Genomic DNA, 13,954 nt, shown 5'->3' on the forward strand with positions numbered 1-13,954 from the left:
TTCATTGGGACAGTGCGGAGCGGCACCTTTTTTAGCAGGTGATAACGAGCAGGCGTCCTCATCGGGAACATCCCGGGATGTGCAGGCCGTCACGCTCCCGGACAGAAACTCAAATCCTGACGGAACGAGCCACACCAAGTCCAACCTCTTCCATAAGTAGTGATACTGTGCAGCTGGCCCGCACAACGGCACATGCATTGAATAAAAAACTCTATATAGAAAATATTTCAACCGATACAAAACAGGTGCGCCCCGGCGCCCCTTTATGCCACCGCGTTCTGCTCGCCAGTGGCCCAGGCAGCGAGGGCGCGGGTGAGTTCCGGCCCGGGGCGCACCTTGAGGGCGTCGCCCAGCCGCAGGTGGCAGTGGCAACCGTCCAGGCAGACCACAGCCCGGGCTTCCACCTCGCCGGCATGGCTCTCGAGGATATTGCGCAGGGCGAGGATGTCCGCCCGGCCGAGCCTGTGCGCGGGGATTTCCACCTCGATGGGCGAATCGCTCTCGGCGCAGACATCGGCGAGCAGCCGGACCCGCTGGCCGAGCAGCTTGCATTCCTGGGCCGGCGCCTCCGCCTCGTCCTCCATCTCAGGATTTTCGCTGTTGGTCTCGCCCTGGCTCTCCAGGCGCGCGGTGAGGCAGAGCGGCTGTTCGCTTTTGATGAGCTCACGTGCCTCGGCGTAATCCCTGGGGAAGAAGGTCACTTCCGCATGGCCGGTGAAGTCCTCCACGGCCACGAAGGCCATGCGGTCGCCGCGCTTGGTGACGACCTCGCGCACGCTGGTCACGAGGACGGCGCAGTTGACGCGCGCGCCGGCAAACAGCTCGTGCAGGGCCTCGAGCGTGGTGAGCCCGAGGCGCGGTATCTCGCTGTGGAAGGGCTGGAGCGGGTGGCTCGTGAGGAAAAAGCCCAGGGCCTCCTTTTCCGCCTTGAGCTTGAGGTCATCGGCCATTTCCGGAAGCGCCGCCTCCGGGCAGTCGAGGCCCACCCCGGGGAGCGGCGCGCTTTCCTGCGCGGGCGCCATGGCCAGCAGCGAGACCTGGGGCGAATTCATGGCCCTGGCCTTTTTCTGCGCGCGAAGCACCACGAGGTCCAGCGCGGCGAGCATGGCCGCACGCGGCACGCCGAAGCAGTCGCAGGCGCCGCCCTTGATGAGCGATTCCAGCACGCGCTTCGTCACCTTGCGCAGGCTCACCCGGCAGGCGAGGTCAAAGAGCGAGCCGTAGGCGCCGCCCTCGCGGCGCGCCTCGATAATCTCGCGGATGGCCTCGTCGCCCACGTTCTTGATGCCGCCGAGGCCGAAGACGACCGAGCCCTCCCGCGCGGAGAACTCGCGCTCGCTCTCGTTCACCGAGGGCTGGCGCACCTCGATGCCCATGTCCTTGCAGGCGGCCACATACTTGAGCAATTTGTCCTGGTTGCCCATTTCCGAGGTGAGCAGGGCGGCCATGAATTCCACCTTGTGGTGGACCTTGAGCCACGCCGTGAAATAGGAAATGAGCGCATAGGCCGCCGAATGGGACTTGTTGAAGCCGTATTCGGCGAACTTTTCCATGAGGTCGAAGATCTCGTTGGCCTTTTCTGCCGGGATGCCGTTCTTCTCCGCGCCGGCTACGAAGGTCACGCGCTCGCGGGCCATGGCCTCGGGCTTTTTCTTGCCCATGGCCCGGCGCAGCAGGTCCGCCCCGCCCAGCGTGTAACTGGCGATGATCTGGGCGATCTGCATGACCTGTTCCTGATAGACGATGACCCCGTACGTGTCGCGCAGGCACTCCCCGAGCGAGTCATGCGGATAGACCACGGGCACCTGGCCGTGCTTGCGCTTGATGAACTCGTCCACCATGCCCGAGCCCAGCGGCCCCGGCCGGTAGAGGGCCAGCATGGCGATGATGTCCTCGAAGCAGGTGGGCCTGAGCATGCGCAGGTACTGGCGCATGCCCGAGCTTTCCACCTGGAAGATGCCGTCCGTGTCGCCGCGGGCGTAGAGCTCGTAAGTGGGGGCGTCGGTGAGCGGCAGCGTGTCGAGGTCCGGCGGCTCGGCGCCCTGGCGCGCGATGTTGTCCAGCGTGTCCTGGATGAGGGTCATGGTCTTGAGGCCCAGGAAGTCGAACTTGACGAGGCCGGCCTTCTCGGTCATGGGGCCGTCGAACTGGGTCACGAGTTCGCCGCGCTTGCCAAGATAGAGCGGCAGATACTCCTCCATGGGCCTGTCCGACACCACAAGGCCCGCCGCATGCGTGGAGGCGTGGCGCGCCAGCCCCTCCAGCCTTTTGGCCGTGTCGAGCAGGCGGCGCACCTGTTCGTCCTCCTCCCGCAGGCGACGCAACTCCGGCTCTTCCTCCAAGGCCCTGTCGATGGTCATCTTCAGGCTTTCGGGCACCAGCTTGGCGATGCGGTCGGTCTCCGCAAAGCTCATGCCGAGCGCCCGGCCCACGTCGCGCACCACGCCGCGCGCCTTCATGGTGCCGAAGGTGGTGATCTGCGCGACGGAGCCCTCGCCGTAGGTCTCCACCATATGCTTGATGACATCGCCGCGGCGGCGCTCGCAGAAGTCCACGTCGATATCGGGCAGCGAGACGCGCTCGATATTCAGGAAGCGCTCGAAAAGCAGGTTGTAAGGTAAGGGGTCGAGGTTGGTGATCTTGAGCGCCCAGGCCACCAGCGAGCCCGCGGCCGAGCCGCGCCCGGGCCCCACGGGGATGGCGTGGTTCTTGGCCCAGTTGATGAATTCCTGCACGATGAGGAAATAGCCCGGGAAGCCCATTTCGAGGATGACCGCTATCTCGTGCTGGAGGCGTTCGCGGTAGCGCTCTGGGTCGATATGGGCGCGGTCGGGGTGGGCCTCGAGGCGCTTTTCCAGCCCCTCCTCGGCGAGCCGCCGAAACTCGGATTCCATGCTCGCACCCTCGGGCAGGGGATAGACCGGGAAATAATGGTGCCCGAAATCCAGCTCCACGTTGCACGATTCCGCAATGCGCGCCGTATTGGCCAGCGCCTCGGGCACATGGCTGAAGGCGCGCTCCATCTCTTCCGCGGTCTTGTAATAGAGCTCGCGCGTCTCGAAGCGCATGCGCCGGGGGTCGTCCATGGTGGTCTGCGTCTGGATGCAGAGCAACACTTCATGGGCGTCGGCGTCCCCGGCCTCGAGATAGTGGCAGTCATTGGTGGCGACGAGCGGCAGGCGCGCGCTTTCGGCAAGCTCCATGAGGGCCGTGTTGACGCGCTCCTGCTCGGGGAGGCCGTTGGACTGGAGCTCAAGATAAAAACGGCCCGGATAGATGGCGGCGTATTCGTCGGCAAGGGCGCGGGCCTTGTCCATGTCATCGGCGAGGATGGCGCGCGGTATCTCGCCGGCGATGCAGGCCGAAAGGCACACCAGCCCCTCGGAATATTTGCGCAGTTGCGCCTTGTCCACCCGGGGCTTGTAGTAGAAGCCCTCAAGAAAGCCGTGGCTCACGAGCTTGACGAGATTGTGGTAACCCGTGTCGTTCTGGGCCAGCAGGATGAGGTGGTTGCGCAGCTTGCCGGTCTCGGGCGACCTGTCCGTGTGGTCGGCGCAGGTATAGACCTCGCAGCCGAGGATGGGCTTGAGGCCGAAATCCTTGCAGGCGGAGTAGAAATAGGCCGCCCCGAAGAGATTGCCGTGGTCCGTGATGGCGCAGGCGTCCATGCCGTTGTCCTTGGCGCGGGCGCAGAGATCCCGGATGCGGATGGCGCCGTCGAGAAGGCTGTATTCCGTATGGCAATGAAGATGAACAAAGTCGGACATGGCGGCTCCGGGGCGCTGGCGTGAGGGCGGCCGCGCGGGGCGGCCCCCCTCCTCTACTGGGCTACTAGTACTGGGCTACTTGAAAAGTTCCCGCTCCTCGATGGTGCGGTCGATGCGGTCTTCCACCTCCACGCCGGCCGGTGGCGTGAAGCGGAACTCGGACGGGGCCACGCGCGCGTCCGGCCTGAAAGACGTGAACCGCACGTCATTGGCGTTGCCGTAAAAGTCGACGATGTCGGCCCGGCGGATATAGCCGGTCTCCGGCTCCACCCAGATGGCCGCCTCCACCATCTGCGGCGTGGGCTCGTGCGGATAGAGCAGAAGCCGCACGAGGCCCCCCTCCCTGCCCGCCACCTTGACGTCGAAATCCCGGTTCATGGCCGACTGGCCGGTGAGCACCTGGATGATGCTGCGCGAATCCTGCACGAGGTTCGGGGGATAGCGGTAGGCGATGTCCTCGTCGGGCAGATAGTCCCAAATCTCCTTGCCGGTCACGACAAGGGTTTCCTCGTGCGGCTTTTCCGTTTGCCAGCGGATAAGCAGGGGCTTCTGAAAAAGCAGGCGCCCCTTGCGCTTTTCCACCGCGCCGCTTTCCTTGTGGGTGAGTGTCTGCTCGAAGTCCGCTGCAAAGGATTTCAGGGCCTCGTAGCGGGTGCGGATGAGGTCCGCGTAGCGCACGGCGTCGTCGGCGCAGGCGCCCGGCTGCGCAAGGAGCAGAAGCAGGGCGGCAAGCAGGCCGCCGGCGGCGGTCAGCGTTTTCGTTCGCATGGCGCACTCCTTCACGGGTGAAGCATTGGCAGTTTCGGACAAAAGAGCGCCGGGGGCAACTAGCCCCGGATGATGGACCGGGGCTTGCTGCCGTTGGCGGGCCCGACGAGCCCCTCGGCCTCGAACTGATCCATGAGCCGCGTGGCGCGGTTATAGCCCACCTGGAGGCGGCGCTGGAGCAGCGAGGTGGAAATGGATGACCGGCCCGACTCGAGCACGAAGGCGCGGGCCTCCTCATAGAGCGGGTCCTGCGAGGCGTCGCCCCCGCCGCCCGGGCCGGCGCCCGCAGTGGCGCTCCACTGCGAGAAGTCCACCTCATAGGTGGGGGCGAGCTGGCGCTTCCAGTGGTTGACCACGGCCTGCACCTCCTCGTCGGCGAGGAAGGGCCCGTGCAGGCGCTGGAGGCGGCCGCCGCTGGGCTTGAAGAGCATGTCGCCCCGGCCGAGGAGCTGCTCCGCGCCCATCTGGTCGAGGATGGTGCGTGAATCGTGCCTCGACGTGACCTGAAAGGAGATGCGGCAGGGGAAATTGGCCTTGATGAGGCCCGTCACCACGTCCACGCTCGGCCGCTGCGTGGCGAGGATCATGTGGATGCCGGCCGCGCGCGCCAGTTGCGCCAGGCGCACCACGCTGGTCTCCACCTCACGGGCCGCGGTCATCATGAGGTCGGCCAGCTCGTCGATGACGATGACGAGATAGGGCAGGCGCTCAAGGTCGGCGAGATCCGGCGGCAGGTCATTCCTGAAGGCGGCGAGCTTCTGGTTGTAGGCCGCCACATTGCGCACGCCGAGGCGCGCCATGGAGCGGTAGCGCTCGTCCATTTCGTGGACGGCCCACTCGAGGGCGTTCTTAGCGTCGGCCATTTCCGTGACCACCGGGTGCACGAGGTGCGGCTCGTCCGCATAGACCGCCATCTCGATGCGCTTGGGGTCGATGAGCAACAGACGCAGGTCCTGCGGCTGGGTGCGGTAGAGAAGGCTCACGAGGATGGAATTGAGGCACACGCTCTTGCCCGCGCCCGTTGCGCCGGCCACCAGCAGATGCGGCATGCGCGTGAGGTCGGCCATGGCCGGGCGGCCGGCGATGTCCTTGCCGAGGATCATGGTCAGCGGCCCGCAGCCCCGGCGGAAGGGCTCGGACGCCGCGAGCTCGCGGAAATTGACCGTCTCGCGCTGCTCGTTGGGGATCTCGATGCCCACGGTGTCCGAACCGGGTATGGGCGCCTGGATGCGCACGGCCGGCGCCTTGAGCGCGCGGCTCAGGTCGTCGCTCAGGTTGGCGATGCGGTTGACGCGGATGCCGGGCGCGGGCCTGACCTCATACATGGTGACCACGGGTCCCGGGGTCACGCGCACAAGGTCGCCCTGAATGTCGAAATCCTTGAGGCAGCCCATGAGCGCCGCGCCCCTGGCCTCGTGATCCTCGCGGGCGCGGGCGCCCCCGGAGGCCGGCGGCGTGAGCAGGTCGAGGCCGGGCAGCGGGATCTTGGCGCGCCTCCCTTTGGGCGGCTCGGCAGCGTGCGCGGGCCGTGGGGCGTCGTGCTTGTCAGCTGCCGGCGCGGGAGCCGGCGCCGCGGGCGCGGCTTGTCGCGCGGGCGGCTGGGCCGCGGGCCGGGGCTCTTCTTCGCGGCCGTCCGAAACCTCGCTTGCGCCCTGCCCTTCGACGCTTTCGTCCCTGCCAGGCGCCCCTTCCGCCTCCGGGAAGTCCAGCTCGGGCATCTTGCCGGCGGTGGGCCGGATGCTGCCCAGTGCATCGCGCCAACGGGCGAGGCGTTCTTTCAGGGCCTTGGTATCAGGGAGGGGCAGGCGCGCGGCGAGGCGCTTCCACCACGGGGCACCGCCGCCCTTGTCCTCTCCCCCATCCTCTCCCGGGATGAGGTATTCCGGCGCCGTTTCGGCGGCTTTCGCGAGCCTGCGCTCCTTCCGCTCCTCCAGCAGGGCCGCGGCCCAGTCCTTTAACCTTGCGGCGAGGCTGAACCACGAAAAGTTGCAGGCCAGTTGCAGGCCCACGAGGAGCACGAACACCCAGAGCATGGTTGAACCCACCGGGCTCAGGTAGTGGCGCGCGTTGTCGTAGAGGGCGCTGCCCACCATGCCGCCGCCCGCGAGGTCGCCGGCGGAAAGATCCCACCACGAGCCCGCCACCAGCAGGCAGAGGGTGAGCAGGAAGAAGCCGCACCAGCGCCACCAGTGCAGGGCATAGCCGGAAGAGACGTAGGCCGCCCCCAGGGCCCCGAACACAAGGGGCCACAGGAAGGCGGCCACGCCGAAGATGTCGTTGAGGAAGCCGGCCGCGTAGGCGCCGAACAGGCCTGCCTTGTTGTGCACCGGGCCCTGCGAGCTCACCACATGGTTGAAGCTCGGGTCGGCCGCGTCGAAGCTCAACAGGCTCAAAAGCAGCAGCAGGGCCCAGAAGAGCAGGAACAGGCCGAACAGCTCGCGCAGGAACTTGCGAATATCCGTGGGCTTTTCCTCCAGCGGCAAGGGGGCTTATTCCCGGCCCAGGTATTCCTTGGTGCGGGTGTCGACCTTGATCCTGTCGCCGATATTGACGAAAATGGGCACCTGCACCACAAGGCCGGTCTCAAGGGTGGCGGGCTTGGTCACATTGCTCACCGTGTCGCCCTTGGCGCCGGGCTCGGTGTCCGTGATCTCGAGCACGAGGGAGAGCGGGATGTCGATGTCGAGCGGGCGCCCCTGATAGAGGAGCACGCGGCATTCCTGCCCATCCTTGAGGAAGCCCTCCTTGCCGCCGGTGGTGGCCACGGGCATGGAAAGCTGCTCATAGGTGGTCATGTCCATGAAGATGAGGTCGTCGCCCTCGCGGTAGAGGAACTGCATGTCGCGGGTTTCCATGTCCGGCTTTCCCACCTTGTCGCCCGAGCGGAAGGTGATGTCCTGCATGCGCCCGGTGAGGATGTTGCGCAGCTTGGTGCGCACCATGGCGCCGCCCTTGCCGGGCTTGAAGTGCTGGAACTCGACGATTTCATACGGGGTCCCTTCCACTTCGATCTTGAGCCCCTTGCGAAAGTCCGTGGTAGAGTACATGCTTCCTCCTGCGGCCGGCGGGGCCTGCCGCGAAAATTCCTGTCATGGCGGTTGCAGGGACGGGCGCCGAAAGCTACCCTGGCAGGGGTGGACCATCGTCCCGAAAATCCGAGTTCACCAGTCTATGCAAAAACGCCCTGCTGTCAAGGCGCGCCCGGCGGCGCGCGGAAGGCGGCCGGCCCCTCTCCCGGAGAATATGTATGGAAAGCACCCTTGAACTGGAAACCACGGCCTATGTGACCGGCCAGCTCCCCACGCTCGACCGCCCGCAGATCGCGCTCGCCGGGCGCTCCAACGTGGGCAAGTCCTCGCTCATCAACGCCCTCGCCGGCCGCAAGAAGCTCGCCAAGGTGAGCGCGCAGCCGGGCAAGACGCGCTCGGTCAATTTCTACCGCGTGCGCCCGCAGGACTACTATATCGTCGATTTGCCGGGCTACGGCTATGCCCGCGCGAGCCACGAGGAGCGGCGCCAGTGGGCAAAAACGCTGGAGACCTATCTCAGCACCGACCGCCACATCCGGGCGCTGGCGCTTTTGCTCGACTGCCGCCTGCCCCCGCAGAAGCTGGACATGGACCTCGCGGCCTTCGCCTCGTCCAAGGGGCTTCCCGTGCTGCCCATCCTGACCAAGGCCGACAAGTGCAGCCAGCGCGAGCGCGAGGCCCGGCGCCGGGAATGGCGTGACATCTTGGGGGTGGCCCCCATCATCACCTCGGCCTCGCACCGCCAGGGCATCGACAAGCTGTGGCGCGCGCTGGACGCCGCGGCGCTCGGGCCGGAGGAGGACGGCGAGCAGGAGACGCAAAAGGCCTGACGCGTACCGGGCTGTGGCCCGGGTTTTAAAACAACAGCAGCCCCTTGCGCATCAAGGGGCTGCTGTCGTCTTCGACAATCAGGTTCCTGCCCGGGTTCCGCTCCTGTTCCATCTTCTCCCTGAGTGCTGCCGATTGTCCCCACCGGCCGGGCTCAGCGCCGGTCGGCGAGCAAGGTGCCTCCCACCCCGATATTTTCCAGGCTGTTCTCCTTGATGAACACAAAAATCGCCTCGGGCGGGAGCCCGGTGGCCCGGGAAGTACTCTCGGTGACTTCGCGGACGAGCCGGGCCTTCTTTTCTTTTTCCAGCGGGGCGAGTTCCATGATGATCGCGGGCATCGTGCGCCTCCTTTCCGTGATATGCTTCACTTAGTAGGGAATGACCATGTAGTTCGTCAGCTTGTTGTTTTCATTGAGCGGCGCCTGGTCGTCCAGCACCAGATCCTTGACCATTTTCAGCGTGCCCTGCTTGTATTTCTGGAAATGCGGCGACGCGATGTGCTTCTCATATGCCTCCTTGCTGGCATAGGTCTCAAGGATGGTGATAAGGCACGGGTTTTTCTTGTCGGCCACGGCATACATGGTGAGCACGCCGGGCTCTGTGCGCAGGGAAACTTCCCCCACTTCCGCGGCGAATTTCTTGTATTCCTCCAGATATTGGGGGTCCACCTCGATGCGCGAAAGCCGCGTGATGCCGCTCTCCGTCATGGGCAGCTTGGCTCCCATGGAGGGCTTTTGCGCATACTGGCGGCATTTTCCCAGCATCTCGCCCGTGGCGAGATAGGAATAGGTGGGGAATTCAAACAGCACGGGCTTCAGCACATGGTAGTCCAGCTTGCCCGCTGCATCCAAAACATCCTTGCGCGCGTAGGTATTGGCGATAGTGCAGATGAAATTGTCAAAACCCCCGGCCTTGTAATTGTCCACCACATTGAGCTCGATGGACACGGGGGAGGCGTCAATGATGGGCGAGCCGTTCTCGCCCCTGTGCCAGGCGAACACCCCCGACTTGTCGGCGTTGGCCCCGCTCACCGTGCCCACATAATCCACCTGGGGGAGCATGTCCCTTTCCACAAGGTTGAGCGACAGCTTGCCGCTCTCGATGACGCCCTGATTGGTGTAGTGGGACTGGCTCATGCTGACCATGATCATGTTGTGCCCTATGGTGCCGGTGTGGGCCACAGTGAGCCAGTTGACCTTGCCCTTGACTTCGGCGCCCACCACGGTAACGACGCTGGGGTAGAGGGCCAGTTTTTTTCCGATATTGACTTTCTCCATGGCTGTGTCACCTCCCTGGGCCTGTGAAGCCGCCAGCGGCATGGAGAGAGCCGCCAGGCAAAGCAAAAGACGCCAAATTTTCTTCATATCTCCCTCCTTCTTTTTTGAAGGCACCCTGTCCAGAAGCCTTGTATCTTCATGTAAAGCATTGTTACCACAGTTCTGAACCATGGAAAAAATATTCAGTTCTCTTTGGTTTGGAGAAAAAGTTAAAATGCCGCTGCTAACGCGCCTTAATTCTTGCTCTTCCCTGCATCCAGCACTTCGATGCGGGCCTTAAAATCCTGTTTCATGGCCGCGAGCTTTTCTTTTCCCGCGATGAGGTTCCCCACGACATAAAGATTCTTCCCGTGCCCGTAGCCCTTGTAAAATACCGCCATATTCCCCCACGGCGCGTAATAGCAGAAGTCGCCCTTTTGCTCGTCGGCATTGGCCGTGCCGCGTACAGGCAGTTTTTCCGGCAGGTAAAAGATCTTTTCCTCCCCTGCAAAGTCGCTGAACTCCACCTCCAGGGGCAGCAGCCGCAAAAATGCGTCCGCGAGGGGGTTGTCAAGGAGGGTCGCCACGGCTTCGCGGCCCTCGAAGAGTATCCTCACCGCATGCCCCGGAGCCGGCGCCACCGCGGCAACATCTGCCGCACCGCACGGAGCAGACAGAAAGAGGAGCGCCGCAAGGACGAGAGGAAGTGTTTTGCTGCAAAATTTCATGGCTCTTGCCTCTTGGTTTGATTTCCGCGGTGGAAGGCGCGCGAACCGATGCGCAATGCGTGTAAGGTGATTGCTATTGAAATAGCCATTCCTGCGAACTATGTACAATACTTATTTTTTATGCTAATATATACAAAAAATACATGGATAACAGCTATGGAAATAAAGATTTTGCATAACTTCCTTGTGCTCGCGCGCATGGCGAACATGACAGCGGCGGCGGACTTCCTGCACCTGACGCAGCCCACCCTCTCGCGGCAGCTCGCGGCCCTTGAGGAAGAGCTGGGTGCCCAGCTCTTCGAGCGCGGCGGCCGGCGGCTCACCTTGACCGCCGCCGGCGTGCGCCTCAAAAAACGCGCTGAAGAGATTTTGGAACTCGTGAACAAGACGCAGTGCGAATTCCGGCAGCCGGAAAACGAGCTTTCCGGGGATATCTATCTCGGCAGCGGGGAGAGCTGGGTCCTGGGGATGGTCGCGGAAGTCATGAAAAAACTGCGCGAGCTTTCGCCGCGCGTGCGCTTCCATGTGTTCAGCGGCGACGGCGACGAAGTTTCAGAACGCCTGAACAACGGGCTGCTCGATTTCGGGCTCTTCATCGAGCCCGCCCGGGTATCGGCCTATGAGTCCATCCGGCTGCCTGAAGTCGACATGTGGGGCGCGCTGATGCGCAAGGAAAGCCCCCTTGCCTTGCGAGATGCCATCACTCCTGAAGACCTGTGGCACGAGCCGATCATCATTTCCAAGCAGTCCTACATGGAATGGCATATCTCGAAATGGATGCGGAGGGAATTTTCCGAGCTGAATATCGCCGCCACTTATAACCTGCTCTACAATGCTTCAATACTGGTGCGCAAGGGTCTCGGCATCGCCCTGGGCCTCGACAGGCTCATCAATGTGAGCAATGACCCCGAAATCTGCTTTCGCCCCTGCAAGCCGGCCCTGCCTGTGGCCCTCTATTTTGCCTGGAGAAAGCAGAACCTCTTTTCCCCCGCGGCCCAGACGTTCCTCACCATGGTGCTGAACCGGTTCAAGAGCGCGTGAGGGCGCACAGATGATGCAAAACCACGCATTTTTCCTGCAACACCGGGACAAACCTTCTTTTTCCGCGCCCCGAGTCCACGTACTCTTGCGGCTCTACCTACGCACCCGGGCGAGCACCTTTTCCGGCGGCAGGGAGTGCAGATAGCGCACCCTGAGCCAGTACGCCGCGGCGCTGAAGCCGAGCGCCGCCAGGTAGCATATCCAGAAGCCTTCGGCGCCCATGGCCGGCACGATCCAGTCGGTGCGGGCGAGCACATAGCCGAGCGGCAGGCCGATGATCCAGTAGGCTGCGAAACAGATGACCGAGATGATGCGCGTGTCGTTGTAGCCGCGCAAGACGCCGATGCCCGCCATTTGGAGCCCGTCCACGATCTGGTAGGCCGCGGTGAAGAGCAAGAGGCGCATGGCGAGTTTGGTCACCGCGGGGTCGTCGTTGTAAATGTGCACGATATGGGCGCGGAAGAGGACGGTGCCCGCGCAGATGAGGAGGGCGAAGACCACGCTGAGGGTCATGGCCGTGAGCGCGGAAAGTTTCGCCTGCGCCACCTTGCGCGCGCCGAGGCAATAGCCCACGCGGATGGTGGCGGTCATGCCGATGGCGAGCGGCACCATGAAGATGAGCGCGCTGAAATTCATGGCGATCTGGTTTCCCGCCACCATGACCGTGCCGAGCGGCGCCAGCAAAATGGCGCTCAGGGCGAAGAGCGAGACCTCGAAAAAGAGCGCCAGCGCGCTCGGGAAGCCGATGCGCAGGGCGCGGAACATGAGCGGGAAGTCAAAGACCGGGCCGTACTCCTCGCGGGCCTGGGCGCCCTCCCCCGCGGGCGCGTTTTCCGCTCTTTTTTTGCGCCTAGAGAGCCAGGGCGCGAAGAGCGGCCGCAAGTCGCGGTACTGCGGGTCGCGCCGCAAAAAGCACATCATGGCGAGGCCCATGAACCAGTAACAGACGGCCGAGGCCACGCCGCAGCCCACGGCGCCCATGGCCGGGAAGCCGCATTTCCCGTAAATGAGCATGTAGTTGCAGGGCACGTTGAGGGCGAGACCCAGCAGGCCGATGATCATGGCCGGCCGCGTGCGCGAGAAGCCCTCCAGAAAGCTGCGCTGGTTCACGAAGAACATGAAGCCGGGCAGGCCCCACAGGAGGGCGCGCAGATAGCCGCCGGCGAGGTCGGCCATCTGCGGGGCGAGCCCGAAGGCCTCCAGATGCCAGGAAATGACGTAGAAAAAGGCCATGAGCACGAGGGAGAGGCCCACGGTGAGCCAGATGCCCTGGCGCAGCAGGTGCGCGGCGCGCCGCCGCTTGCCGGCGCCCACGAATTGCGCGCTCAGCGGTGGGAGCGCCAAAAGACAGCCGATGCCGAACACCGCCGCCGGCCCCCAGATGGAGCCGGCCACGGCCACAGCCGCCATGTCCTCGGCATTGTACTGCCCGGTCATGGCGGTGTCCGCGAAGTTCATGCCCGTCTGCGAGAGCTGGGCGATGAAGATGGGCAGCCCGATGACGAAGTAACGCCGGGCCTCGGCCCAGGAAAAGATGCTCTTCACGCGCCCCTCCTCAATGCGGGACGCAGCAGGCCCGCGCCCTTCATGCCGCGGCCTCCGGCCAGAACAGTCCGGCCGCCGGCATGGGCACGCCGAGGAGCTTGGCCGAGCGCCGCACCAGCGTGGTGATGGCCTCACGGCCGGCCGGCCCCAGGTCTTCGCTGTAGGCCGTGACGAAGGTCTCGATATGCGCGCTGGTCACCGCGTCGTCCAGTTCCTGCGCGTGCGCGCGGATAAAGGCGCGCGAGACTTCGGGATGCGCCCAGGCGTGGCGCAGGCTCTCGGCGATGGCCGCCTCAACGGCGAGCCCCACGGCAAGCGGCAGATTGCGCTTGCCGGCGATGGCACCCAGCGGCAGTGGCAGGTGAAAGGCGCCCTCCCACCACTCGCCGAGGTCCAGTATCTTGACAAGGCCATGCTCCGCATAGGTGAAGCGGCCCTCGTGGATGATGACGCCGGCCTCGTCCTCGCCTCGCGCCACCGCATCCATGATGTCGCTGAAAAGGATCTCCCGGCGCGGGCCCCCGAAACCGCCGTGCAGGTCGAGCAAAAGGTTGGCCGTGGTCATGAAGCCGGGCACTGCCACTCTGGCGCTTGCCAGTTGCTCCGGCGTGAGCGGCCTTTCTGCCACCACGAGCGGCCCGCAGCCCCAGCCGAGCGCCGCCCCGGAGGAAAAGAGCGCGTAGCCCTCCATGATGCGCGCCACGGCGCCGAGAGAGAGCTTGGTCACGTCGAGGCGCCCGGCCACGGCCATGGCGTTCAGCTCCTCCACATCGGCGAAGTGCGGCACAAAGCGTATATGGCCGCTCCACGGGGCCGGCGCGGGCACGCGCACGAGACCCTCAAGCAGGGCGTGGAAGATGAAGGTATCGTTGGGGCACGGCGAGAGCCCCAGGGAAAGCACAAGCTCCTGAGCGGACATTTCCACCTCACGTTGACAATGCCGCTTGCGCGGCGATATGTTGGCGGATGCTCCCGACTGCCGGCCCACCG

At 64.5% G+C, this 13,954-nt stretch carries 11 protein-coding genes; 2 read left to right on the forward strand and 9 right to left on the reverse strand.

The features are described from left to right. Positions 1–263 precede the first annotated feature (263 nt). The 4 genes from dnaE to efp all read right to left on the reverse strand — a co-directional run bounded on the left by dnaE (position 264) and on the right by efp (position 7,582). Entirely contained in the window at positions 264–3,767 is a 3,504-nt protein-coding gene (gene dnaE / locus HDR50_RS05860) for a DNA polymerase III subunit alpha (RefSeq protein ID WP_291356811.1), read from the reverse strand. 75 nt (positions 3,768–3,842) lie between these two features. Further along, positions 3,843–4,535: an outer membrane lipoprotein chaperone LolA gene (gene lolA, locus HDR50_RS05865; RefSeq protein ID WP_291356813.1), complete on the reverse strand. Its 693-nt coding sequence runs from the start codon at positions 4,533–4,535 to the stop codon at positions 3,843–3,845. Positions 4,536–4,594: 59 nt separating this feature from the next. Continuing rightward, the gene (locus tag HDR50_RS05870; RefSeq protein WP_291356815.1) at positions 4,595–7,018 is read right to left on the reverse strand and encodes a DNA translocase FtsK; all 2,424 of its coding nucleotides are present in this window, start codon (positions 7,016–7,018) and stop codon (positions 4,595–4,597) included. 6 nt (positions 7,019–7,024) lie between these two features. Beyond that, positions 7,025–7,582, reverse strand: a complete 558-nt coding sequence (gene efp / locus HDR50_RS05875; protein WP_165076654.1) for an elongation factor P — start codon at positions 7,580–7,582, stop codon at positions 7,025–7,027. A 200-nt stretch (positions 7,583–7,782) separates the two neighbouring features. Here efp and yihA point away from each other — a divergent pair, with 200 nt between their 5' ends. Then, entirely contained in the window at positions 7,783–8,394 is a 612-nt protein-coding gene (gene yihA / locus HDR50_RS05880; protein WP_291356818.1) for a ribosome biogenesis GTP-binding protein YihA/YsxC, read from the forward strand. Between the two features lie 152 nt (positions 8,395–8,546). Here the strand turns inward: yihA and dmpI are convergent, their stop codons facing one another. The 3 genes from dmpI to HDR50_RS05895 all read right to left on the reverse strand — a co-directional run bounded on the left by dmpI (position 8,547) and on the right by HDR50_RS05895 (position 10,378). Then, entirely contained in the window at positions 8,547–8,732 is a 186-nt protein-coding gene (gene dmpI / locus HDR50_RS05885; protein ID WP_291356820.1) for a 4-oxalocrotonate tautomerase DmpI, read from the reverse strand. A gap of 30 nt (positions 8,733–8,762) precedes the next feature. Further along, on the reverse strand, positions 8,763–9,758 hold the full coding sequence (locus HDR50_RS05890; protein WP_291356821.1) for a flavin reductase: 996 nt from the start codon (positions 9,756–9,758) through the stop codon (positions 8,763–8,765). A 146-nt stretch (positions 9,759–9,904) separates the two neighbouring features. Continuing rightward, a complete protein-coding gene (locus HDR50_RS05895) occupies positions 9,905–10,378 on the reverse strand; it encodes a cyclophilin-like fold protein (protein WP_291356823.1) in 474 nt (157 codons plus the stop codon). A 156-nt stretch (positions 10,379–10,534) separates the two neighbouring features. On the opposite strand from HDR50_RS05895, the gene HDR50_RS05900 reads away from it, so the two are divergent. Continuing rightward, positions 10,535–11,419 (forward strand): LysR family transcriptional regulator, encoded by an 885-nt coding sequence (locus tag HDR50_RS05900; protein ID WP_291356825.1) that lies wholly within the window; start codon positions 10,535–10,537, stop codon positions 11,417–11,419. Positions 11,420–11,512: 93 nt separating this feature from the next. Here the strand turns inward: HDR50_RS05900 and HDR50_RS05905 are convergent, their stop codons facing one another. Next, positions 11,513–12,964, reverse strand: coding sequence for an MATE family efflux transporter (locus HDR50_RS05905; protein ID WP_291356827.1), 1,452 nt, complete (start codon positions 12,962–12,964; stop codon positions 11,513–11,515). A 40-nt stretch (positions 12,965–13,004) separates the two neighbouring features. After that, positions 13,005–13,883, reverse strand: coding sequence for a 1,4-dihydroxy-6-naphthoate synthase (locus tag HDR50_RS05910; RefSeq protein ID WP_291356829.1), 879 nt, complete (start codon positions 13,881–13,883; stop codon positions 13,005–13,007). Positions 13,884–13,954: the final 71 nt, after the last annotated feature.

This window comes from Desulfovibrio sp. (assembly GCF_014803725.1).
In the GTDB taxonomy this organism is placed as follows: Bacteria; Desulfobacterota; Desulfovibrionia; order Desulfovibrionales; family Desulfovibrionaceae; genus Desulfovibrio.

Excerpts from the sequence above, each read along its gene's own strand:
- dnaE (WP_291356811.1), bottom strand. The coding sequence starts at position 3,767 with ATGTCCGACTTTGTTCATCTTCATTGCCATACGGAATACAGCCTTCTC.
- lolA (WP_291356813.1), bottom strand. The coding sequence starts at position 4,535 with ATGCGAACGAAAACGCTGACCGCCGCCGGCGGCCTGCTTGCCGCCCTG.
- efp (WP_165076654.1), bottom strand. The coding sequence starts at position 7,582 with ATGTACTCTACCACGGACTTTCGCAAGGGGCTCAAGATCGAAGTGGAA.
- yihA (WP_291356818.1), top strand. The coding sequence starts at position 7,783 with ATGGAAAGCACCCTTGAACTGGAAACCACGGCCTATGTGACCGGCCAG.
- dmpI (WP_291356820.1), bottom strand. The coding sequence starts at position 8,732 with ATGCCCGCGATCATCATGGAACTCGCCCCGCTGGAAAAAGAAAAGAAG.
- HDR50_RS05890 (WP_291356821.1), bottom strand. The coding sequence starts at position 9,758 with ATGAAGAAAATTTGGCGTCTTTTGCTTTGCCTGGCGGCTCTCTCCATG.
- HDR50_RS05895 (WP_291356823.1), bottom strand. The coding sequence starts at position 10,378 with ATGAAATTTTGCAGCAAAACACTTCCTCTCGTCCTTGCGGCGCTCCTC.
- HDR50_RS05900 (WP_291356825.1), top strand. The coding sequence starts at position 10,535 with ATGGAAATAAAGATTTTGCATAACTTCCTTGTGCTCGCGCGCATGGCG.
- HDR50_RS05910 (WP_291356829.1), bottom strand. The coding sequence starts at position 13,883 with ATGTCCGCTCAGGAGCTTGTGCTTTCCCTGGGGCTCTCGCCGTGCCCC.